Source organism: Stenotrophomonas sp. CFBP 13718 (genome assembly GCF_014842145.1).
Lineage (GTDB): Bacteria > Pseudomonadota > Gammaproteobacteria > Xanthomonadales > Xanthomonadaceae > Stenotrophomonas.
In genome coordinates, this window is record NZ_JACYVC010000002.1 from 544,650 (window position 1) to 567,476 (window position 22,827).

The following is a 22,827-nucleotide window of genomic DNA, read 5'->3' on the forward strand; positions in this document are numbered from 1 at the left end:
ACTCTATCGGTTGGCAGCGCCGCCGGCAGGCGACGTTGACTGGCGTTGTTGTTGCTGTTGCTGCAGTTGCTCACGTCGGGCGCGGATGCGCTCGCGGATCGCCCGCATCTGTTCTTCACTTGGCCCTTGGCTGGCAGCGTCTGCAGGTGCCGGAGCCGTTGCGGGCGATGCAGCGGGCGATGCCGCAGGTGCGGCGGGCGAACTGCGTGACGGCTGTGGCGGTGGTGGTGGCACGGCTTGTCGCGCCGTGCCCGTCGTGCCTGCCGCGGCGGTGTCGCGCAGCACCGTGGGGGGCTCGCCTCCCTGACCGTCGAACACCGCAAGTTCCAGCACCTGCGCGCCGTCGGGACCGAGGACGGTGGCCCGCCGCGGCTCCAGTGCGAGCAGTTGCCAGCCTTCCACCGCGTCGCTGTTCAGGCGCAGGCGCAGCGAGCGACCCTGCTCGCCCGACAGCGTCGCCATGCCGAAATTTCCGCTGAGCAGCACGCCGGTCAAACGCAGCGCACCGCCGCTGGCAGCCGCTTCCGGGCCGCCGAGGCGGAACGGGTGCGGGCGGCGATCTTCAGCGAAGACCGGCCGCTCGACGACAGCGGTGAAGCTGGCAGATGTAACCAGAGGCTCGGCCCGTTGCGCAGGCAGGTTCGGCAACACCGGTACCGGTACGCTGGTGGCGTCTGCAGCGTCGATGCCGCCGCCGACGCCCAGGCGTGTGGCCAGCCACGCGGCGCCGGCCAGCACTGCGATGCCGAGCAGGATCGACGTGCGCAGGTTGAAACGATCAATCCGCATCCGGCGCCTCCACGACATCCACGACGTCATCAACGGGCGGGCTGGCATCGGGGCTGTCTGCATCTGCAGGCACGGGCTCGACATCGGACGCGGGCGCCGCGTTGGCTGACAGACCACTGTCGGCAGGCATCGCAACACCCGTTGGCGGCGTGGCCTGCAGGGTGTCCAGGCCCCCCGGCTGCAGGTAGCCGACCAGTTCGAAGGACACATCCAGTCCGGTTCCCGACTCCACCGGCGACTGCTGGAAACGCTGGGCCAGCATGTTGAGGTTTTCCACGAACAGGCGCGGCGTGCCGGTTTCCAACGATTGCAGCACGGTGGCCATTTCGTCCACGCCGCAGCGCAGCCGGACCTGCATGGCCACGCGCGTGTACGTGGCGTCGCCGCGGCTGTCCGGCATCGGGGTGCGGTTGCTGACCACGCAGGCGCGGTTTCCCGGGCTGGCGGATGCGACGACCTCCTGCACCCGCGCCGAAAGCGCGGCCGCGGCCCCTTCAGCCGTCGCTTCGGTCAGGAAGCCGGGGCGCTGGCGCAGGGCGTCCTGCACCTGCTGCAGCCGTTGGGCCACCTGGGGACGCTGGTCCAGCTGGACCTGCACGCGCTGTTGGCGTTCCTGCAATGCCACGATCTCCTGGTCCATCGCACGCCAAGGCACAGTAAACAGGGGATGCACGAGCAACAGGTAGACCAGCGCCAGCACCGCCAGCAGCAGTCCAAGCGCCAGCCAGCGGTCACGGCGTGTCGGTGCGGACGGCATGGGCCGGCTCCTTTTTTGCTGCCGGCAGCGGCGTTGCCAGCGGGCGCAGTTCCGCGGTGAGGGTGAAACGATCACGCCCGCCTGCCGTGCCATCGGCCTGCAGCACGCCGGTCAGGTTCACCCGTTGCCACAACGGCGATCCCTGCAGCAGGGGCACCAGCTGGTTGGCTTCGCGGCTCAGCCCGATCAGCTGCACCTGCTGGTTTTCCACGCCGATCTTTTCCAGGTAGGTGCCATCGGGCAGCAAGCTGCTCAATTCATTCCACAGCGCCAGCATGGTCGGTCGCTTGACGTGCTCACTGTCCAGGAACGCGGCGCCGTCGACCAGGGTCTGCAGGCGGGCTCGCTCGTTGGCCACGCCACGCGCATTGCGCGCGCTGCGCTCCACGTCGGTGCGCAGCTCGTCCACGGCCCGTTCGCGGTTGTGCAGCAGTTGGTTGCCCGCCAGCGTCAGCATCACCGCAGCGGCCGCGGCCAACAGCAACTCAAGCCGCAGCTGCGGGTTGCGGATGCGCTGGCGCTGCCCGGGCGGCAGCAGGTTCACGTGCAACGGATCGCCCGCGGCGTCGACCACGTCGATGCCACTGACCGCGTCTGCCCAGTTTCCGACGGCCTGCTGCCACTGCTCCAGACGCTGCCGTGGCAGTACCACCAGCTCGGCCTGGAGGTGGTCCCCGCTCGGCGGGCCCAGCACCCTCACGTCGTAGGTGACCTGATCGACAGCGAATGGCGTCTGCCGGTCGATCTCGTACCCCATCACATCGCGCAGCCGACCGGTCGCCGCAGCGGGAACCCGCAGGGTCCGCCGCAGCACCTGACCCGCATCGAGCACCCAGTAACGGGGCAAGCGTTGCAGCCGCGGCTCCAGCGCCGCAGCCAGGGCGGTGGGTTGGCACGGCCAGGGCAGTGTGCCGACCAGCGTGGTTTCGCCTCCGATGTCGCGCTCCATGCGCAGGGTGTCGCCGCACTGGCGCAGCAGCAGGCGGGCCGGCGCCCAGCCCAGCGCCCATTGCCAGCGTGCCGGAAGCCAGGCCAGCAGCGCATCCCGCCACCAGCGCAGGAATGCGCTGGCACGCGGCATCAGCTGCGCCCCCACCTGCCTGAATCCATGCTGCCATGCGGTCATTGCGAGGCCATTCCCTGTTCCCATCCAAGCACTGTATAAGCCCGGCCCATCGCCGTGCTCGGGGTGTTGCGCACTACCGCGCGGCTGACGGCGGCACGGCCGCGCTCATCCACCACGCTGCACTCGATACTATAGGTGCCACTGCCGCTGGCAACAGCAGGCGCCGACATCGTGTCGTTGCTGGCTGCCCACTCCTGCTCGCGCTGTGCCTGCACCAGCGCGGCATCCATGCCCAGCGCCGTCAGCACGGGGCCCTGCGCGAAGCGCGCATCCGGCCGTGCCAGACGGCTGTGCAGGGTCAGCATCGGGCGCATGCGTGCATACAGCGACGGGGTCATGCCCAGCACCCGCTGCAGCTCACCCAAGGTCTCGAAACGTGCGTTGCGCGGGCCGTACGGCAGGCCTGCGGCGACATAGTCGGGACCCTCTGCGCCGCCCCCGACCGGACTCAGGTCGTCGGCGTCGCGCCAATCCACGATCGCGCCGGCCAGGCGCGTGGCAGCGGCAGGTTCGACCTGCAGGGCCTGCAGGAAGCCCTGCAACAAGGGGATGTCGGCCAGGTTGAGGTTGATCTTGCCGCTCTCGTCTTCAATGCGGATATCGACCTGCGCACCGTCGAAGCGCCAGCGATAGAGGCGACCATCCGGCTGCCACGCAGGCCGCTGCGGGTCCGCACGCAGCCGCGACATGGCGTAGGCCACACCGGCACGGCCGATTTCCTGTGCGCGCCCACTGTCATCCTGCACGCGCTGCTGCAGGTGTTCAATCCTGGCCGACATGGCAAACGCGCCGACCAGCGCAGTCAGCAGCGCGATCAGCCACAGCACCAGCACCAGCGCAGCACCGCGTGGGGCCCTCATCGCGCACCCGCCTGCGCCGCATTCTCCAGCACCACCTGCAGATCCGGCCACGCCGGTCCCCGCAGGGGCTGCACCTGGATCGACACCAGCAGCGGCGGGCGACGTGTATCCGGCCATTCCGTCATCCAGTCACCCATCTGTCCACTGGCCGCATCGATGCCGCGGTAGCGCAGGGTGACCCGCCGCAGCTCATCCACCAGCACCTCCGGCGCACGCGGCGGACGCTCGGGGATCTGCACGCCGCCCTGCACCATCACCAGGCCGAGCTGCAGGCGCACGCCCTGGCCGCTGCGTACTGTCTGCAGATCGTGCACATAGGATCCGCCCCGTCCCAGATACGCAGGCACATCGGCGACAAAGCGCAACCGCTGGGCTTGGCCGATGAAGAACTGCGGCTCACGTGCTGGGTCGAGCGGCTCGATCGGGCTGCGTAGTGCTTGGGTAAGCTGGCGCCGCAGCAGCCCCTGCACCGCGCGCATGCGCTCGTTGTCGGCCGCGATGGCCTCACCCCGCTGGCTGATGGTCATCGCCGAACGCACGGTGACAAAGGCGAGCGCCAGCCCGGCAGCGAGCAGCGCAGTGGCCAGCAGCACTTCGATCAGGGTGAATCCGCGCGCCCGGGTGCTCACGGCGTCGCCTCCAGCGCGGGCGGCACCAGGCGCAGGCTGCGCCAGGCCAACTGTCCTGCTCGCGGCTGGTCCCAGCGCACCTGCAGGTCCAGTTCGAGCAGCCGTGGCGCCGCAGGTCCGGCCGCGACGACGCTGCCGGATGCGCGCGGTTCCAGGAACGGGCGCACCTGCAGGGTCCACCGGTAACGGCCCTGTTCCCATTGGCCCTGCTGCTGTCCTTCCTGCAACGGCGCTTCAACGCCCGCGACAGCCAGCAGCGACTGTGCGTGCAGCACCGCGCGCGAGCGCACGTCGGCCTGGCCGACCTGGCGTGCGGCACCGGACAGCGTGCCCAGCAGCAGGGTCAGCGCCATGGCCAGCAACGCGAAGGCCACCAGCACTTCCAGCAGGGTGAAACCGCGTACCGCGCGCTTACCGGCAAGAGCGCTGCGCGACTTCATCGGGCCCGCTCCGGCCCGGAGGTGACTTCACCAGTCAGCCAGCCCACGTTGATCCGCCAGCGTGCGTCGCCCCGACGCAATACGATACGGCCGCCGCTGCCGCCCCCATCTGGATGGAACTCGATGACCCCCTGCCCTGCGGCAGGTTGCAGCTGCGCTGCGCCCTCGAAGTCGACCTGCACCTGCTCGGGCCATGTGCCACTGCGACCGGCCGCCGCTTCCCAACGCCGTTGACGGGGCTCGATCAGGAAGCGCTGCACGCTGCCACGGGCAATCGCTTCGGCACGCGTGGCGCGCAGTTGGTTGGCGATTTCTTTGCCGGCACTGCGCAGCTGCATGCCGGCCATGCCACGCGAGAACATGCCCGCAGTAACCAGCCCGACCATCGCGATCAGGGCGATCACCAGCAGCATCTCCAGCAGCGACATGCCCTGTGCCTGCGCACCGGTGCTACTGCGGCAAGAACGGCGCGGCATGGCCACGCCGGAGCGGACGGCCCCTGTCTTCAATGTCACTGCTCGTAGCGGATGTCCGCATCGAAGCTGCTGCCGCCGGGCTTGCCATCCTTGCCCAGGCTGATCAGGTCGTAATCCTGGCTTTCACCGGGTGCGCGGTAATCCAGCGGGCGGCCCCACGGATCGTCCAGATCCGATGCCTTCGCATAGGGTCCCATCCAGCCATTCACACCGGCCGGCTGAGTGACCAGTTCGTCCAACTTGGCCGGCAGGCGGTTGGTATCCAGACGGTAGTTGTCGATCTTGCTGGCGACGGTCTGCACCTGCGCCTTGGCGATGTTGGCCTTGCCACGATCGGCACCGCCGAGCACACGGCTGGCGACCAGGGTGAGCACCGCGCCGATCAGCACGATGACGATGATGATCTCCAGCAGGCTCATGCCCGACTGGTTGCGCGGCGAAGAAAAGCGGGGAGTGGCACGTCGTTTCATCAGCAGGTTCCTTGTTGCGGGAGTGCACGTCATTGCAGTGGGACGGATTCAGCCAATCGCGTTGGTGAGGTCATACATCGGCACCAGCACGGCCATGATGACAAGCCCCACCACCGAGGCCAGTAAGAGGGTGATCGCCGGCACCATCGCCGACAGCAGGCGGTCGATGCTGCGTGCGGTTTCCTGTTCGAAGGTGTCGGCCGTCTTCAGCAGCATGGCATCCAGCGCGCCGGATTCCTCACCGACCTGGATCATCTGCAGGGCCAAACGGGGAAAGCGCTTGCCGCGTGCCAGTGCCGCAGACAGGCCGTTGCCACTTTTCACTTCGTCGCTGGCGATGTCGATGTCGGCAGCCAGCGCGCGGTTGCCCAGCACGTTGCGCGCGATGCCCAGTGCGGCCAGCAGCGGCACCCCGTTGCGCAGCAAGGTGCCCAGCGTGCGCGCCAGCCGGGCGGTTTCGAGCTTGCCCAGCAGTGCGCCGATACCCTTGCGTCGCAGCAGCCAGCCATCCAGTGCGAGGCGGAACGCCGGCTGCCGTGCCTTGCGCTCCAGCAGCCAGGCGATCGCGGCGGGAATGACGATGATCCAGATCCAGCCATCACGCACCACCAGGCCCACCTGCAGCACCAGTTGGGTGAACCATGGCAGCTCCACGTCCAGGCTTTCATACATCTGCGCGAACTGCGGCACCACGTAGCCCAGCAGGAAGAGCAGCGCACCGCCCACCACCACCAGCAGGATGGCGGGATAGATCAGCGCGTTGACGACCCTGCCCTGCAGCGCGCGGCTGCGTTCCAGGTAGTCGGCCAGGCGCTGCAGCGTGTCGTGCAGGCTGCCACCGGCCTCACCGGCGCGCACCATGTTGATGTACAGCCGCGAGAACAACCCGTGCTGGCGTTCCAGTGCGCTGGACAGCGACGCACCGCCCCGCACGGTGTCGCGGATTTCGCTGATGACCCGACGTGAGCGCTCGTCTTCGGGCAGGCTGAGCAGGATGGTCAGCGCGCGGTCGAGCGGTTGGCCCGCGCCCAGCAGCGTCGACAATTGCTGGGTGAACTGCAGCAGCGCAGCGCCCTGCATCGGCCGGCTCTTGAACAGGGAGCGCAACTGGCCACCGTCCATGCCGCCTTCACTGGCCAAGCGGGTTTCCATCGGCAGGTGGCCCTGCTCCTGCAGGCGCACGACCAGCTCGGCCTGGCTGACCGCCTCCATCTGGCCGTCCACCATGTCGCCCTGTGCATCCAGCGCCTTGTAGCGGTACAGCGGCATGCTCAGCTTTCCTCGGTGGTACGCAGGACTTCTTCCAGCGTCGTCTGCCCGGCCAGCGCCTTCAGCAGGCCGTCTTCGTACATCGTGCGCATGCCGCCATCGCGTGCGATGCGCTCGATCTCACCCATGCCTTCGCGACGCATCACTGCGCGGCGCAGCTCGTCGTTCATCACCAGGAACTCGACGATGGTGGTGCGCCCGAGGTAACCGGTGGGCGCGATCGCCGAGGGTCGCGGGCGGAACAGGTGGATCGTGCCGTGCGGCTGTAGACGGCGCAGGTCGAAGCGCTCGATCTCTTCAGGCGATGCCTCATACCGCTCGGCATGGGTCGGCTCCAGGCGGCGCACCAGGCGCTGGGCCAGGATCCCGTTGATGGTGGAGGTCAGCAGATAATCCTCCACGCCCATGTCGAGCAGTCGGGTGATGCCGCCTGCGGCATTGTTGGTATGCAGCGTGGACAGCACCAGGTGGCCGGTCAGCGCGGACTGGATCGCGATGCGCGCGGTTTCCAGGTCGCGCATCTCGCCGATCATGATGATGTCCGGATCCTGGCGCACGATGCTGCGCAGCGCATTGGCGAAGTCCAGGCCGATCTGCGGCTTGGCCTGGATCTGGTTGATGCCTTCGATCTGATACTCCACCGGGTCTTCGACGGTGATGATTTTCACGTCGGCGGTGTTGAGCTGGCTCAGCGCGGTGTACAGCGTGGTGGTCTTGCCCGAGCCGGTGGGGCCGGTCACCAGCAGGATGCCGTGCGGTTGCTCCAGCACCTTGCGGAACGCCGGCAGGAACTCCTCGGTGAAGCCCAGCCGTTGGAAATCGAACACGACGGTTTCACGATCCAGCAGACGCATGACCACGCTTTCGCCATGCGCGGTCGGCACGGTGCTGACGCGCAGGTCCAGCTCTTTGCCCTGCACTCGCAGCATGATGCGGCCATCCTGCGGCAGGCGACGTTCGGCGATGTTGAGCCGCGCCATGATCTTGATGCGGCTGATCACCGCAGCGGTCAGGTTGGACGGAGGGCTCTCGCCTTCGATCAGCACGCCATCCACGCGATAGCGCACCTTCAGCCGCGTCTCGAACGGCTCGACGTGGATATCCGAGGCACGCAGTTCCACCGCACGCTGGATCACCAGGTTCACCAGACGGATCACCGGTGCTTCAGAGGCAAGGTCACGCAGGTGCTCGATGTCGTCGACCGCGGCACCCTCGCCATCGGCGGTTTCCACGATCGCCCCCATGGCGCTGCGACCCTGCCCATACCAGCGCTCGATCTGGTCGTCGATCTCGGCACGCTGGCCGATACGCGGATGCACCGGCACGCCCATCGCCAGCGAGATCGCCTGGCACGGATAGGGATCGTGGGCGTCGGCCTGCCACAGCAGCAGGCCGCTTTCGTCCAGCGAAATCGGGCAGACGTGGAACTGCTTCAGGAAGCGCAGCGTCACCGGCAGGGCATCGGCCAGCGAGGGCGGCGGCGCGTCCGGCATCTGCCGTGCATCCAGCAGTTCGATCCCCAGCACGTCGGCGGTGGTCTGCGCCTGGTCCCGTTCGGACACCAGGCCCAGGCGGACCAGCAGCGACAGCAGGCTGCCGCCCGATTCGGCATGCAGGGTGCGCGCGCGGGCGAGATCGGCTTCCTTCAACCGACCGCGCGCGATCAGCGCATCGATCAACGGCGCTTCAGCAGTATTCACGTTGGCAGGGTCGACAACCGCGTTCACAGAAAGCCTCACGTGCAATCGCCCAGACTGTAGCAGCATGCCGTCGGCTGCTACCGTTCAGATCGGAAAAAAGCACGACTGCATCAATAAAAAGGCCCGCCAGGTTCACTGGCGGGCCGGGTACGTCAGAGACGCAACTTACTGCGTGGCAAGCAGGGTCACGCCGGAGAACGCTGCGTCACCCACCACCTTCACGTAGTACGTGCCGGCGACCGGCGCCGTGATGCGTACGGTTTCCGCATTGCCGGTGCGCGAGGACTTGGCGGTCCACGCCACGGTGGAGGTACCGTTGTCCGCGCCCACGTGCAGCGAGATGTTGCCAGTGCCGCCGTAGGTGACGAAGCTGACCGGCTTGCCGGCTGTCGCCACGAAGCTGTACAGCTTCTCGCTGCCGCTGGCACCGCTGATGCCGGCCACGGCGACCTTGTTGGTCAGCGGGGTGGCAGGCGGTGCGCAGTTCTCGGTGCACGGCTCCTTCAGCGCCTCATCCAGCGCGGCCTTGGCATCGACGATGCCGGTGCCGATCGGCGTGCCGGCCGGGATGGTCACCGGGAACGCACGCGCGGTCTGCTTGAGCAGCGTTTCCATCTCTGCCGGGGTCAACGGGTCACGGTCGGCGTCGGCCAGTGCGCCCTGCACCAGCGCCGCCACACCGGCGACATGCGGCGAGGCCATCGAGGTGCCGGCCATGCCCATGTAGGTGAGCGTACCGGAGGTGGGCGTGGTGGCACCGTTGTAACCGGCCTGCCACACATAGCCACCCGGATTGCCATCGACACCGCCGCCGCCGCCCGGTCCGGACAGATCGACGACCGGACCGAAGTTGGAGTAGGACGCAATGCCACCGGTGATCCGGTTGGCGCCGACGGCGATCACGTTGTTGCAGCTGGCCGGGCGGAAGTTGGCCGCGTTGGACGCCGAGTTGCCCGCTGCGACCACCACGATGGTGCCGCGCGACACTGCGCCGTTGATCGCGTCCTGGTATACCGCGTCGCAGGCCGAACCGCCGCCCAAGCTCATGTTGATGATGTCGGCCGGGGTGGAGTTGGCCGGCACGCCGGTGACCGTGCCACCGGACGCCCAGGTGATCGCATCGGCGATGTCGGACAGGTAGCCGCCACACTTGCCGAGCACGCGCACCGGCAGCACGCTGGCCTTGTGGGCCACGCCGGCCATGCCGACGCCGTTGTTGGTGGCTTCGGCGATGGTGCCCGCGACGTGCGTACCGTGCCACGAGCTGTCTTCGGCCAGCGAGCCGGCATAGCACTCGTTGTCGTTCTCGACCCAGTCACCCATGTCCAGTGCACCCGGTACGCGCTCATCGGTTGGACGGCGCGAGGTCTCCGCATCGCTGATGAAGTCGTAGCCCGGCAGCAGCGCACCGCTGACGAAGTCGGGATGCTGCGGCAGGATGCCGGTGTCGAGCACCGCTACCACCACGCCTTCGCCTGCGGCGATATCCCACGCCGCCGGTGCGTTGACACCGCCGGTGGCGCTGCTCAGGTGCCACTGGTACTGCGCGTAGAGCGGATCGTTCGGCACCAGGGACGGCGTTGCATCTGCCTGCACCACGGCGCGGGCGCGTGCCGGCGTACCGGCATCGATGGCGTACATGCGTGCATCGGGCACGGCGTACTGCACGGCCGGGTCGGCGCGCAGTTCAGCCAGCACCTTGTCCAGGTCGGCAGTGCCAAGGCGGGTCTTCAGGCGGATCAGGTCCGCGCCGACGCCGAGCCTGCGCACGACCTGTGGGCTGAACGCAGCAGCGCGCGCGGTGGCGGTCGCCTTGTTGCCGGACAGCGTGGCACGCGACAGCGCACCGTTGACGACGCCGACCTTGGCTGCGCTGCTGCCCGCAGCGACGCTGCCGGCCTTGTACTTCACGATGATGCCGTTCACGGCCTGCTGCTGCGCGGCGGGGGAATGCAGGGGCGCGCTGACCTTGAGGTCGGCGGCCTGTGCCATGCCCGCACCCGCCGTCAGGGACAGCACAGCAGCGGCGAGAACGTTGGTGCGGAGGTTGTGCTTCTTGATCACGTCGAAATCCTCTTCTGGGTCGTTGGTGGTACCAAACCTGCGGCCTTACTTCCTTGCGACTACCCCGGGCGGGCCACGCCCGGGTTGCCGTGACCCGCCCCCTCAGGCTTCACTGGCGGGCGGCGACCGGCGGCCGCCGCCGTTTCTGTTGCCGCGTCCTTACCAGCCGAAGCCGGCACCGACGCCTACGGAACTGTCATCACTGCTGAACGCGCCGCCGAACGTCACCGTGGCGCGATCACTGACCGCACGCTGGTAGCCCAGCGACAGGGCCGATTCGCCGCCCTGGAAGCCGACGCCGACGCCGACGCGGTTCTGGGTGCGCACGCCGGCGGCACTGGTTGCCATGTTCAACATCGCGGCGCTCATCGCCCCCTGCTGGTCGATGCGGCGGTCCATGTTGCGCAGCTTGCCGTCCACTTCGCCCTTGAACACATCGACGCTGTCGGCGACCGTTTTGAAGCGGGTGTCGGTGTAGCTGTTGGCCGAGGCTACGCCGCTGTCCAGCTGGCCTTTGTTGACCGCGTCGGTCGCCTGCGTGCCGGCCGCCACGTTGGTGACCTGGCGCTCACCGCCGACGCTGCCGACGGACACCGAGTTCGCACGATCCGCGACCGAGCCCTGGCCCAGCGCGACCGAGTTGTCGGCCGATGCCGTCGCACCCAGGCCGATCGCGGTCGCCCCGGCGCCGCTGGCAACGGCTCCCTGGCCGACAACGGCCTGCGCACTGACGTCAGCCGTCGGTGCGGCCACCGGACGCGAACCACCCGCCGCCGTTGCCGGTCCGGTTCCACCGGCTGCCGGTGCAGGCGACGCACTGATCGGCGCCCCCGATGCCAGGCTCTGGCCCATCGAAGAAACCCGCGAATCCAGCGCAGTCAACGCGTCACCCACGTTGTTGTAGGTGTTGCCCTGGATGACGTAGTTCGGCGCGACGAACACACCCTGCAGGCCCACGCTTGCGCCGCCGCCGAGCATGCTGGCCGCGTTGCTGAGCGACTGGAACAGCTGGCCCCCGTTGACGGCTTGGCGGCTGTCACCGCTGATGCTGCCCGCGGCGACGTTGTCCACCACCGTGCCCTGCTCACCGTTGAAGGTGATCTTGCCGTGCTGCGAATCGTCGTAGGCCAGCGTATTGGCCTGGGTGGTCTGGATACCGCCGATGCGGCTGTCGATATCGTCGACCTTGGTTTCCACCGCGCCGACGCGCTGGTTGGTGCGGTTGAGCTGCGAACCGGTGACGGCATCGCTGCTGTCGGCGGTCAGTCGACCTTCGGTCACGTTGACGATGCGGCGGGTGGCCGGAGAACTGGTCCCGTTACCGCCACCGACCGACACCACGTTGGCTTCCAGCGCTTGGGATCCCGCACCCAAGGCGACACTGCGCGCACCGCTGGCGAGTGCGTCACCACCGAGAGCCAGCGAAGCCGAGCCGGAAGCGACTGCCGAGTTGCCGATCGCGGTGGCGTTGAACGCCGTGGCCTGCGATAGACCACCGATGGCCGTGCTGAAGTCACCGCTGGCATCGGCACGGAAGCCCAGTGCGGCCGCAACGCTGCCACTGGCCGAGCTTTCCGAACCCACGGCGGTCGCCGCATCGCCTGCCGCCGTACTGACGTAGCCCACGGCCACCGATTGCACACCGGAGGCGGCCGAGGACGCGCCGGTCGCCGTGCTGCCGTCGGCACTGGCCACGCTGCCCGCACCGAAGGCGGCACTGACTTCTCCTGACGCCACGCTCCCCGCGCCGTTGGCGGTCGCGTACTCCGCCGACGCCAGCGCGTTGCCGCCGCTGGCGCTGGCATTGGCGCCCACCGCCTGCGCATTGAAGCCGCTGGCCGTTGCGTTTTCGCCGTTTGCCAGTGCGTTGAAGCCGACCGCCGTTGCATTGTTGCCGGCCGCCGTGGCGCCGCTGCCCAGGGCAACGGTACCGTCACCCAATGCATTGGCGGCTTCACCTGCCGCCAGTGCGTTGTCACCTGTCACCAGGGCACCGGCGTCGCTGTCTTCGCTGCCGCTGACGGCGAAGTACTTGCTGCCGGTCCCACTGGCGTCGGCGACGGCCTGCAGCTGCGCCAGATTCACCGCATCGGTGGCTTCACTGCCTGCCGCCACGTTGGTGATCTGCCGCGTCGCGCCGCTGGAACCGACCGACACGCTGTCGTCGCGGTCGGCGATGGAGTCCGCACCCAGCGCCACGCTGTTCAGGCCTCGCGATTCCGCTGCATTGCCCAGCGCCGTGCTGTTGACGCCCGGCGACCAGGCACCACCGCCGACGGCGGTGGAGTAGTTGCCGGATGCCTCGGTGGCGAACAATCCACCCAATGCGCCACCGACGGCCACGCTGTTGGTACCGCTGGCGATGCTGGCCTGGCCGGCGGCCGTGCTGTAGGCACCGCTGGCCACCGAATCGCCACCCAGGGCGACCGAGTTGGAACCGGACGCGTTGGCGAAGCTGCCCAGTGCCGTGGCGTTGAACGCCGTGGCCTGCGCGTAGCCGCCCACCGCCGTGGTGTAACCCGCCGTGGCTTCTGCTGCGAAGCCGAAGCTGGCGGCCGTGGTGCCGATGGCCACCGCTTCGGAGCCCACCGCCGTCGCACCGCTGCCATCAGCGGTGGTGAAGTAACCCACCGCAACCGCTTCTTCGCCGCTGGCTTCAGAGAGCACGCCAGCGGCTGTGCTGCCGTCGCCGCTGGCGACGCTGGCGGCACCGTAGGCGGCGCTCTGTTCACCCGAGGCCAGGCTTTCAGCGCCGCTTGCAGTGGCGTACTCGGCCGATGCGACCGCGTTGGCACCGCTGGCGCTGGCGTTGGCCGCAAGGGCCTGCGCATTGAAGCCGCTGGCGAGCGCGTTCTCACCTTCTGCCAGCGCATTGAAGCCGACGGCTGCCGCGTTGGACCCGTTGGAGGTCGCACCGCTGCCCAACGCGATGGCGCCATCGCCGATCGCGTTGCTGGCCTCACCGGCGGCAAGTGCGTTGTCGCCGCTTACCAGTGCGCCGGCATCGCTGTCGTCGCTGCCGCTGGCCTGGAAGTACTTGCTCGTGGTTTCACCCACCGAGGCCACGGCGTTGAGCTGGTCCAGATTCACCGCATCCGTGCCCTGCGTACCGGCGGCCACGTTGGTCACCTGTCGCTCGTTGCCGGCACTGCCCACCGATACGGTGTTGTCACGGCTGGCCACCGAGTCGGCACCCAACGCGACCGAGTTGATCGCCGATGCGCTGGAGAAGTAGCCGATCGCCGTGCTCTGGTCACCGGTGGCAAAGGCCAAGGTGCCCGCCGCCGTGGAATTGTCACCACTGGCCTGCGCACCTGCACCTACAGCCGTGGCGGCTTCGCCGCTGGCTTCGGTGGAGATGAACAAGCCCAAGCCGGGCAGCAGATCGACCGGGCCACCGATCGCGGTGCTGCTGGTGCCGGTCGCGACCGTCTGCGTGCCGATAGCGGTGGAGTAATCGCCGATGGCGTTGGATACCGCACCGAAGGCCGCGGACTGTGCGCCGGAGGCATAAGCCCCCAAGCCGTAGGACGCCGCACCGAAGCCGCTGGCGACGGCGCTGGCACCGACGGCGGTGCCACCGAGCCCGGCGCTGGTGGCGCCGGTATCAACCGGTACACCGCCGTTGGTGATCAACGGATTGCCGTCTTCATCGACCGCCACGCCGCCGACCGCGACGCTGCCCGGACCGGTGGCCTGTGCGTTGTTGCCGAAGGCGGCACTGTTCTGCCCGGCTGCCAGCGCGTTGAAGCCGACCGCTGTCGCGTTCTGGCCTGCAGCGGTTGCGCCGCTGCCGAGTGCCGACGCACCGTCTGCCAGTGCGTTGGACGCCTCGCCGATGGCCGTTGCGTTGGCACCGGACGCCAGTGCGCCGGCGTCGCTGTCTGCGCTGCCGGTGGCCTGGAAGTACTTGCTGGTGGCCTCGCCTGCGGCCGCGACCGCATCCAGCTGGTCCAGGTTCACCGCGTCGGTGCCTTCGGTACCTGCCGCTACGTTGGTGAGCTGGCGTTCGTTGCCGGCGCTGCCGATGGCGACGCTGCGATCACGCGCTGCCACCGAACCGGCACCCAGCGCGACACTGTTGTCACCGGCCGCACTGCTGCCCGCCCCCAGGGCGATGGCGCTTTCGCCCAAAGCCTCGGAATTGGTGCCGATGGAAATGCTGTTGACGGTGTTGCCCAGAGCCTGGAAACCCATCGCGATGCTGTAATCGCCATAACCGAAGGCCCCGCGACCCACCGCGGTGGAGCTGAGGCCATCGGCCCAGCTGTTGTAGCCGATGGACGTGGAGCCACTGCCGCTGGCCCACGACGCCAGACCGAAGGCCGATGCATTGGTGGCCGTCGCCCATGCGCTGGAACCGAACGCGGTGGCGCCGTTTGCGGTGGCGAAGCTGTAGCCGCCTACGGCCGTGGTTTCGTCGCTGCTGGCCCAGGCACTGTCACCCAGCGCCACGCTGTAGCTGCCGACCGCACGCGCCTTGTTGCCGCCCGCAAAACTGTTGTCACCGGTCGCCTGCGCGCCCGAGCCGAACGCATTGCTGACCAGCCCGGTGGCCTGTGCCGCGTTGCCTACCGCCGTCGATCCCGCGCTGGCACTGGTGCCGGTCAGCACGGCGGTGCCGTCCGGGTTGGTGAGCGGCGAGTTGTACTGGTCATACGCTTGGCCGAGGCCACCGATGGCCACGGCCCCTTCCCCGCCGGCACTGGTATTGCGCCCCAGCGCAACGCTGTCGTTGCCGACTGCGGACGCACCTGCGCCCTGCGCTACCGCGCCGTCACCGATCGCATTGCTGGCGGATCCGACCGCAACAGCGCCTTCGCCTTCGGCCCACGCACCGGTGTCGGTGCCGGTTTCCGGCTGCGCCTGGAAATACTTGCTGGTGTTTTCCGCACCCGCCGCGACGGTGTTCAGCTGGTCCAGGTTCACCGCATCGGTGCCTTCGGTGCCGGCCGCCACGTTGGTGATCTGGCGCTGCGCATCGGCACTGCCAACCGACACGCTGTCGTCGCGGTCGGCGATCGAATCCGCACCCAGCGCCACGCTGTTGGCGCCCTGCGAGGTGGCTGCATTGCCCAGCGCGGTGCTGTTCACCCCGGGCGACCATGCACCACCGCCGACGGCGGTGGAATAGTTGCCTGATGCTTCAGTGGCCAGGATGCCGAACAGCGCGCCACCTACCGCGACGCTGTTGGTGCCGCTGGCGATGCTGGCCTGGCCGGTCGCCGTGCTGTAGCCACCGCTGGCCACCGAGTCCGCGCCCAGCGCCACCGAGTTGTCACCGGTGGAGGCACTGTTGGTACCCACCGCCGTCGAGTAGTCACCGGTGGCGTTGGCCACCGCGCCGAAGGCGGACGCCTGCGCGCCGCTGGCATACGCGCCCAGGCCGAACGAGGACGCCGCAAAACCGCTCGCATCGGCGCTGGCACCGACCGCGGTACCACCCACGCTGGCGCTGGTGGCGCCGGTATCAACTGGGACGCCACCGTTAGTGATCAAGGGGTTGCCCTCTTCGTCCACCGCCGCCCCGCCCACTGCCACGCTGCCGGGGCCACTGGCCTGGGCGTTGTTGCCGAAGGCGGCACTGTTCTGGCCGCTGGCCAGTGCATTGAAGCCGACGGCAGTGGCGTTGCTGGCGACCGCCGTAGCGCCGCTGCCAAGGGCCGTGCTGCCATCGGCCAGCGCGTTGGACGCCTCACCGATGGCCGTTGCATTGGCGCCGGCGGCAAGTGCACCGGCGTCGCTGTCCGCGCTGCCGGTGGCCTGGAAGTACTTCGCCGTGGTGTCAGCCACGCTGGCAACCGCGTCCAGCTGGTCCAGGTTCACCGCATCGGTGCCCTCGGTACCTGCCGCGACATCGGTGATCTGGCGCTCGTTGCCGACGCTGCCGACGGCGACCGAGTTGGCCCGCACGGCTTCGGAATTGGCGCCCAGGGCCACGCTGTTGGCGCCCCGTGCGGTGCTGTAGAAACCGACGGCGGTGCTGTCTTCACCACTGGCCCAGCTCTGCGCGCCAAGCGCGCTGGCGCGGTCCCCCGGTGCATACGCGAAATAACCCACTGCAGTAGCCTGCTCGCCGGACGCTTCCGTCAGCGTGCCGCTGGCCAGGCTGAGATCACCGCTGGCGATGGCGCCGGCGCCGACGGCCGTGGCCGATTCGCCGCTGGCCTGGGTCTGCACGAAGATTCCCAGGCCCGGAATCAGGTCGGCAGGTCCGCCGATGGCGGTGCTGCTGGTGCCGGTGGCGACCGACTGGGTGCCGATGGCCGTGGAGTAATCCCCGATGGCATTGGACACCGCACCGAAGGCGGACGACTGTGCGCCGCCGGCATACGCCCCGAGACCATACGACGAGGCAGCGAATCCACTGGCTTCGGCGCTGGCACCGACGGCCGTGCCACCTACGCTGGCACTGGTCGCGCCGGTATCCACCGGCACCCCGCCATTGGTGATCAGCGGGTTGCCGTCTTCATCCACGGCCACACCGCCTACTGCCACGCTGCCCGGGCCACTGGCCTGCGCGTTGTTGCCGAAGGCCGCGCTGTTCTGGCCACTGGCCAGTGCATTGAAGCCGACAGCGGTTGCATTGCTGGCTACCGCTGTAGCGCCACTGCCGAGCGCCGTACTGCCATCGGCCAACGCGTTGGATGCCTCACCGATGGCGGTCGCATTGGCGCCTGCGGCCAACGCACCGGCATCGCTGTCCGCGCTGCCGGTGGCCTGGAAATATTTGGCCGTGGTGTCGGCGACCGCAGCCACCTCGTCCAGCTGGTCCAGGTTCACCGCATCGGTGCCTTCGGTACCGGCCGCCACGTTGGTGACCTGGCGTTCCAGCCCGGCCGAGCCAACGGACACGCTGTCCACGCGGTCGGCATACGAGCCTGCGCCCAGCGCCACGCTGCCCGCGCTTTCGGCCACTGCACCGGCGCCCAGCGCCGTGCTTCCGCTACCCACGGAAAACGAGCCACTGCCGACGGCAGTGGAATAACGGCCTGCTGCTTCGGTCGCGTACTGACCGTCCAGGGTACCGCCGACGGCTACTGAGCCTTCGGCAGTGGCCAAGGCGGCATCACCCAGCGCCACGGCGTTGTTGCCGGAGGCCACGCTGCCGGCGCCCGCGGCCGTAGCCGACGCACCCGATGCGGTGGCAGTGCCGGTGCCGCTGGCCTGGAAATAGTTCGCGGTGTTTTCGGCGATGTCAGCGACCGCGTCGAGCTGGGCGACATTCACCGCATCGGTATCTGTCTCTCCGGCCTTGACGTTGGTGATCTGGCGCTCGCTGCCGACGCTGCCGACCGACACGCTGTCTGCCCGGATCGCGGTCGAATCCGCGCCCAGCGCCACGCTGTTGCTGGCCGATGCGACGCTACCCGCGCCGAGTGCGGTGCTGCTGGTGGATGTGGCCTGCGCGCCCCCACCGAAAGCGGAGGAGAGTGATTTGCTGGCGACGGTGTCGGCGCCGATGGCCACGGCGTAGAGGCCGTTGGCTGCGCTGTTGTCACCCACGGCCACCGCATTCGGACCGGAAACAACAGCGCTGCCGGTCACCACGCATTGCGCCAGCGTTCCGTCCTCCAGCCTGCACTCTTCGGTACCGCCTACAGCCAGTGACTGGGCATGGGCTTGCGGTGTGAGCGCGCCCCATCCCAAGGCCATGGCCAGTGATGCCCCAACCAGGACCGGTCCAGTGCCTCGGCGGCGCTTGTCGATGACGTTGCCGGGCTGATCGGACGAGGCCAGTTCAGAGGCCACGACCAGCTGTCCGAGTGCTTTGTTCCAGACCTTGCGATAAATCCGATTCATCTGAGTACGACTCCTGGTTGGACTGGTTTTCGGGCAAAGCAACGCCAGCGCCGGGTGCAAAGACCCAACGTCCCCTGAGGGCGCTTGATTCGCGTGATTTACTGCAGTTGCCGGGCCGCTGGCAGTAGAACGTGGTGCGCTGCCTACGGACCGACGGAAGAGGTTGACTGAATGTTTCCAGAACGAGATAGAGGTTTAACGTGAACGTTTCCTGACGTCAATAGCTTGACGCAGAAAAAGAAAATGACGTGATGCCCGTCTCGAATACGGCCATTCATGAGTCGATTGCGTCAGGCTGTAACGACCATGTAACGCACGTGGTCGACGCGTATTCACCCACACATCGGCGGGCATCGTCTTCGATTTGAGTCGGGCAAGAAAAAACCCGCCGGTTGCCCGGCGGGTTCTCAATACGGGAGCGGATTGGCGCTACGCATCACTGAACTGCGTTCATCCGCACCATGCGCGTGCGTTGCGGAACATCCGCATCCACGGCGAGTCCCCCTGCCACTCGGGCGGAGCCCAGCTCAGGTTGAGTGCGCGCGCGGTGCGCTCCGGGTGCGGCATCATGATCGTGACCCGGCCGTCGGTGGTCGTCAGCCCGGTCATGCCGTCCGGCGAGCCGTTGGGATTGAGCGGATACTGGCTGGCCACCTTGCCATCGCCGTCGATGAACCGCAGCGCCACCCGCGCCGCCGCCTGATCCACGGCATTGTCGAACACCGCGCGTCCTTCGCCATGCGCCACCGCCACCGGCAGGCGTGAACCGGCCATGTCGCGCAGCAGGATGGACGGCGACTCCACGACCTCCAGCAGCGACGTCCGTGCCTCGAACTGCTCGCTGGCATTGCGACGGAACTGCGGCCAGTGCTCGGCACCGGGGATGATCGCCTTCAGCTGGCTGATCATCTGGCAGCCATTGCACACACCCAGCGAGAAGCTGTCCTCGCGCGCGAAGAAGGCGGCGAACGCATCGCGCAGCGCATCACGCTCCAGGATCGAGGTCGCCCAGCCACGACCCGCACCCAGTACGTCGCCATAACTGAAGCCACCGCATGCCACCAGCCCGCGGAAGTCCTGCAGCGCGACCCGACCCTCGATCAGGTCGCTCATGTGCACATCGAACGCGCGGAAACCGGCCCGTTCGAACGCGTTCGCCATTTCAATCTGGCCGTTGACGCCCTGCTCGCGCAGGATCGCCACGGTCGGCCGGGCACCGGTCTGCACGTACGGGGCACCGATATCTTCGTTGAGGTCGAACGACAGTTTCGGCTTCAGGCCGGGGGCGCTGAAGGCCCGCGCCACCTGATGTTCCTGATCGGCGTTTTCCGGGTTGTCGCGCAGCTTCTGCATGGCATGGGTCACCGACCACCAGGCATCGAACAGCGCTTCCCAGCGCCACTCGACCAGGCTTTCACCGTGCAGGGTCACCCGCACCACCGGTGCCGTGGTCGGGCGGGCGATGCGCTGCGCGCATTCGGTCAGCGCATGGCGCTCGACCAGGTCAGCGAAGGCGGCGCGGTCCTCGCGTGCCACCTGCACCACCGCGCCCAGCTCTTCGTTGAACAGGCTGCGGAACGGATCATCGCCCCAGGCATCGAGCAGGATGTCCAGCCCCAGGCGCGAAGCGAACGCCATCTCGCACAAAGCGGCAAATGCGCCGCCATCGCTGCGATCGTGGTACGCCAGCAGCACGCCGGCCTGGCGTGCATCGCGGATCAGTTCGAAGAACGCGCGCAGGCGCTGCGGGTCATCCAGATCCGGCGCGGTGCCACCGAAGGCAGGCAGGCCACTGTGGTCGGCATGCACCTGGGCCAGGATCGAACCGCCCATGCGCTGCTTACCGGCCCCCAGGCCGATCAACCACAGCTCGCTGTCCACGTCGCGCTGCAGCAGCGGAGTGAGCTGCTGGCGCACGTCGGCCACCGGGGCAAACGCGGTGATCACCAGCGACACCGGCGATACGCTCTTGTGTGCCTGGCCGGCATCGTGCCACTGCGCCTGCATCGACAGCGAATCCTTGCCCACCGGGATGCTGATATCCAGCTGCGGGCACAGTTCCATGCCCACGGCCTTGACCGCGTCGTACAGCAGGGCGTCTTCACCGGCGTGGCCGGCAGCCGCCATCCAGTTCGCCGACAGCTTCACTTCGTCCAGCGCATCCACCGGCGCAGCGCACAGGTTGGTGATCGCCTCGCCGACCGCCATGCGCGCCGAAGCGGCCGCATCAAGCAGGGCCAGCGGCGTGCGCTCGCCCAGCGACATCGCCTCGCCGACCACACCGTCGAAATCGCCCAGGGTGATGGCCACGTCCGCAACCGGCACCTGCCATGGGCCGATCATCTGCTCGCGCGCGGTGAGGCCACCGACGCTGCGGTCACCGATGGTGATCAGGAAGTTCTTCGAGGCGACGGTCGGGTGGGCCAGTACGCGAAGGCCGGCTGCGTGCAGGTCCAACCCGCCGGTCTTCAGCGCGGGCCAGCGCGGTGCAGGCGGGTGGCTCGCGTCACGGTGCATCTTCGGCGGCTTGCCGAACAGCACGTCCATCGGCAGGTCGATCGGGGAATCGGCCGGAATGCGGCCCGGCACGGCGCCGTACGCCACCACCAGGTGTTCTTCCGTCGTCGCAATGCCCACCGCAGCGAACGGGCAGCGCTCACGCGCACACAGCGCGGCGAACGCATCCAGACGTTCCGGTGCGACACCCAGCACGTAACGCTCCTGCGACTCGTTGCACCACAACTGCATCGGCGACAGCGACGGGTCATCGGTCGGCACTTTGCCGAGGTCGATCACCCCGCCCACGCCGGAATCGTGCAGCAGCTCCGGAATCGCGTTGGACAGGCCGCCCGCACCGACGTCGTGGAAGAACTTGATCGGGTTGTCGAGCCCCATGCCGACGCAGCGGTCGATCACTTCCTGGCAACGGCGCTCCATCTCCGGGTTCTCGCGCTGCACGCTGGCGAAATCCAGGTCTTCCGCGCTTTCGCCCGATGCCACCGACGAAGCGGCACCGCCGCCCAGGCCGATCAGCATCGCCGGGCCGCCGAGGACGATCACCACGTCACCTGCCTGCAGCGGCAACTTGTCCACCTGTACGCGGTCGATCGCACCGAGCCCACCGGCCAGCATGATCGGCTTGTCATAAGCGCGGGTCAGCGCGCCGCCTTCGGGAAGCTCGAAGCTGCGGAAGTAGCCCAGCAGGTTCGGACGGCCGAATTCGTTGTTGAAGGCCGCACCGCCCAGTGGGCCGTCCAGCATGATGTCCAGTGCCGGCGACATGCGCGGATTCAGCGCGCGCGGCGCTTCCCAGGGCTGCGGCAGCGTCGGGATGCGCAGGTGCGAGACCGAGAAACCGGTGAGGCCTGCCTTGGGCTTGCCACCGCGTCCCGTCGCCCCCTCGTCGCGGATCTCGCCGCCGGCACCGGTTGCCGCACCGGGGAACGGCGCGATGGCGGTGGGATGGTTGTGGGTTTCCACCTTGATCTGGAACGCACTCGGCAGCACCGCTTCGCTGCGGTACTCGCCCGTGGACGGGTCCGGGCGATAGCGTGCCGCCGGGTGCCCTTCGATCACCGCCGCATTGTCGCTGTAGGCGCTGAGCGTGTGCTGCGGGGTCTGCTGGTGAGTGTTCTTGATCATCTTGAACAACGACCGGTCCTGGTCCTGCCCATCGATGGTCCAGCTGGCATTGAAGATCTTGTGCCGACAATGCTCGGAGTTCGCCTGCGCGAACATCATCAGTTCCACGTCCGAGGGCTTGCGTCCCAGCTGGGCGAAGCGCTCCCGCAGATAGTCGATTTCGTCCTGCGCCATCGCCAGGCCGAGGCGCTGGTTGGCACCGTCCAGATCCTCCAGCGGGATCCGCTCCAGCTCGCCACGCGGCAGCGCGTTGAACAACGCCTGCCCCTGCTCGACGGTCTCAAGCACCGACTGGGTCATGGGATCGTGCAGCGCCTTTACCAGCGCCTGCTGGACCTGCGGGTCGGCAGGCCAGCCCAGCAGGTCCAGGCGCAGGCCACGTTCGACCCGGCTGACCGGCTGGCCCGCACCGCGCACCAGTTCGGTCGCCTTGCTCGACCACGGCGACAGCGTGCCCAGGCGCGGCACCACGAAGCGCTGCGTCGCACCGGCGGCCAAGGGCTCAGCGTGGTCGCCAGCCTCCAGGATCCGCCGCAGGGTGGCGGCATCGGCCTGCTGCTGGCCTTCGGGCTGCACGAAATACACATGCCAGGCACCGCTGATGCGCAGATCGGCGGCAATGGACTGCAGGCGGGATTCGAGACGTTCGCGGCGGAACGCCGACAGGGCAGGCGCGCCCTCGAGGACCATCATGTCCGGGGAACCGTGGTTGGAAACGGGCCCGATAGTGTACCGGAAGCGGGCCGCCGGCCCGGACTCGCAAGGTATGCGCGAAAACTGGCGGTCGCCCGTCGCAGACCCG

13 protein-coding genes are annotated in these 22,827 nt (G+C 68.2%); all 13 read right to left on the reverse strand.

Translation table 11 applies throughout. The features are described 5' to 3' along the window. Positions 1–3: 3 nt before the first annotated feature. Positions 4–789, reverse strand: coding sequence for a general secretion pathway protein GspN (locus tag IFT58_RS05880; protein WP_192094155.1), 786 nt, complete (start codon positions 787–789; stop codon positions 4–6). Beyond that, positions 779–1,546, reverse strand: coding sequence for a type II secretion system protein GspM (gene gspM, locus IFT58_RS05885; RefSeq protein ID WP_192094156.1), 768 nt, complete (start codon positions 1,544–1,546; stop codon positions 779–781). The genes IFT58_RS05880 and gspM overlap by 11 nt, the downstream gene beginning before the upstream one ends. Continuing rightward, positions 1,521–2,672: a PilN domain-containing protein gene (locus tag IFT58_RS05890; RefSeq protein ID WP_192094157.1), complete on the reverse strand. Its 1,152-nt coding sequence runs from the start codon at positions 2,670–2,672 to the stop codon at positions 1,521–1,523. Before IFT58_RS05890 ends, gspM begins: the two co-directional genes overlap by 26 nt. Continuing rightward, positions 2,669–3,532, reverse strand: coding sequence for a type II secretion system protein GspK (locus tag IFT58_RS05895; RefSeq protein ID WP_192094158.1), 864 nt, complete (start codon positions 3,530–3,532; stop codon positions 2,669–2,671). Before IFT58_RS05895 ends, IFT58_RS05890 begins: the two co-directional genes overlap by 4 nt. Next, positions 3,529–4,161, reverse strand: a complete 633-nt coding sequence (locus tag IFT58_RS05900; RefSeq protein ID WP_192094159.1) for a prepilin-type N-terminal cleavage/methylation domain-containing protein — start codon at positions 4,159–4,161, stop codon at positions 3,529–3,531. Before IFT58_RS05900 ends, IFT58_RS05895 begins: the two co-directional genes overlap by 4 nt. Next, the gene (locus IFT58_RS05905) at positions 4,158–4,601 is read right to left on the reverse strand and encodes a prepilin-type N-terminal cleavage/methylation domain-containing protein (protein ID WP_192094160.1); all 444 of its coding nucleotides are present in this window, start codon (positions 4,599–4,601) and stop codon (positions 4,158–4,160) included. The genes IFT58_RS05900 and IFT58_RS05905 overlap by 4 nt, the downstream gene beginning before the upstream one ends. Then, on the reverse strand, positions 4,598–5,077 hold the full coding sequence (locus tag IFT58_RS05910) for a GspH/FimT family pseudopilin (RefSeq protein ID WP_192094161.1): 480 nt from the start codon (positions 5,075–5,077) through the stop codon (positions 4,598–4,600). Before IFT58_RS05910 ends, IFT58_RS05905 begins: the two co-directional genes overlap by 4 nt. Positions 5,078–5,112: 35 nt before the next feature. Next, a complete protein-coding gene (gene gspG / locus IFT58_RS05915; protein WP_188326036.1) occupies positions 5,113–5,547 on the reverse strand; it encodes a type II secretion system major pseudopilin GspG in 435 nt (144 codons plus the stop codon). A gap of 48 nt (positions 5,548–5,595) precedes the next feature. Further along, positions 5,596–6,816 carry a type II secretion system F family protein gene (locus tag IFT58_RS05920; RefSeq protein WP_192081159.1) on the reverse strand — a complete coding sequence of 407 codons (1,221 nt, stop codon included), beginning with the start codon at positions 6,814–6,816 and terminating at the stop codon, positions 5,596–5,598. Between the two features lie 2 nt (positions 6,817–6,818). Next, a complete protein-coding gene (gspE, locus tag IFT58_RS05925) occupies positions 6,819–8,543 on the reverse strand; it encodes a type II secretion system ATPase GspE (protein ID WP_192094162.1) in 1,725 nt (574 codons plus the stop codon). 138 nt (positions 8,544–8,681) lie between these two features. Next, positions 8,682–10,580 (reverse strand): S8 family serine peptidase, encoded by a 1,899-nt coding sequence (locus IFT58_RS05930; protein ID WP_192094163.1) that lies wholly within the window; start codon positions 10,578–10,580, stop codon positions 8,682–8,684. 159 nt (positions 10,581–10,739) lie between these two features. After that, on the reverse strand, positions 10,740–18,383 hold the full coding sequence (locus IFT58_RS05935; protein WP_192094164.1) for an ESPR-type extended signal peptide-containing protein: 7,644 nt from the start codon (positions 18,381–18,383) through the stop codon (positions 10,740–10,742). Between the two features lie 450 nt (positions 18,384–18,833). Next, the gene (gene purL / locus IFT58_RS05940; RefSeq protein ID WP_192094165.1) at positions 18,834–22,718 is read right to left on the reverse strand and encodes a phosphoribosylformylglycinamidine synthase; all 3,885 of its coding nucleotides are present in this window, start codon (positions 22,716–22,718) and stop codon (positions 18,834–18,836) included. Positions 22,719–22,827 lie beyond the last annotated feature (109 nt).

Bases quoted from the DNA above. Each gene is read 5' to 3' on its own strand.
- IFT58_RS05880 (WP_192094155.1), bottom strand. From the start codon at position 789: ATGCGGATTGATCGTTTCAACCTGCGCACGTCGATCCTGCTCGGCATC.
- purL (WP_192094165.1), bottom strand. From the start codon at position 22,718: ATGATGGTCCTCGAGGGCGCGCCTGCCCTGTCGGCGTTCCGCCGCGAA.
- gspM (WP_192094156.1), bottom strand. From the start codon at position 1,546: ATGCCGTCCGCACCGACACGCCGTGACCGCTGGCTGGCGCTTGGACTG.
- IFT58_RS05920 (WP_192081159.1), bottom strand. From the start codon at position 6,816: ATGCCGCTGTACCGCTACAAGGCGCTGGATGCACAGGGCGACATGGTG.
- IFT58_RS05895 (WP_192094158.1), bottom strand. From the start codon at position 3,532: ATGAGGGCCCCACGCGGTGCTGCGCTGGTGCTGGTGCTGTGGCTGATC.
- IFT58_RS05890 (WP_192094157.1), bottom strand. From the start codon at position 2,672: ATGACCGCATGGCAGCATGGATTCAGGCAGGTGGGGGCGCAGCTGATG.
- IFT58_RS05910 (WP_192094161.1), bottom strand. From the start codon at position 5,077: ATGCCGCGCCGTTCTTGCCGCAGTAGCACCGGTGCGCAGGCACAGGGC.
- IFT58_RS05935 (WP_192094164.1), bottom strand. From the start codon at position 18,383: ATGAATCGGATTTATCGCAAGGTCTGGAACAAAGCACTCGGACAGCTG.
- IFT58_RS05905 (WP_192094160.1), bottom strand. From the start codon at position 4,601: ATGAAGTCGCGCAGCGCTCTTGCCGGTAAGCGCGCGGTACGCGGTTTC.
- gspG (WP_188326036.1), bottom strand. From the start codon at position 5,547: ATGAAACGACGTGCCACTCCCCGCTTTTCTTCGCCGCGCAACCAGTCG.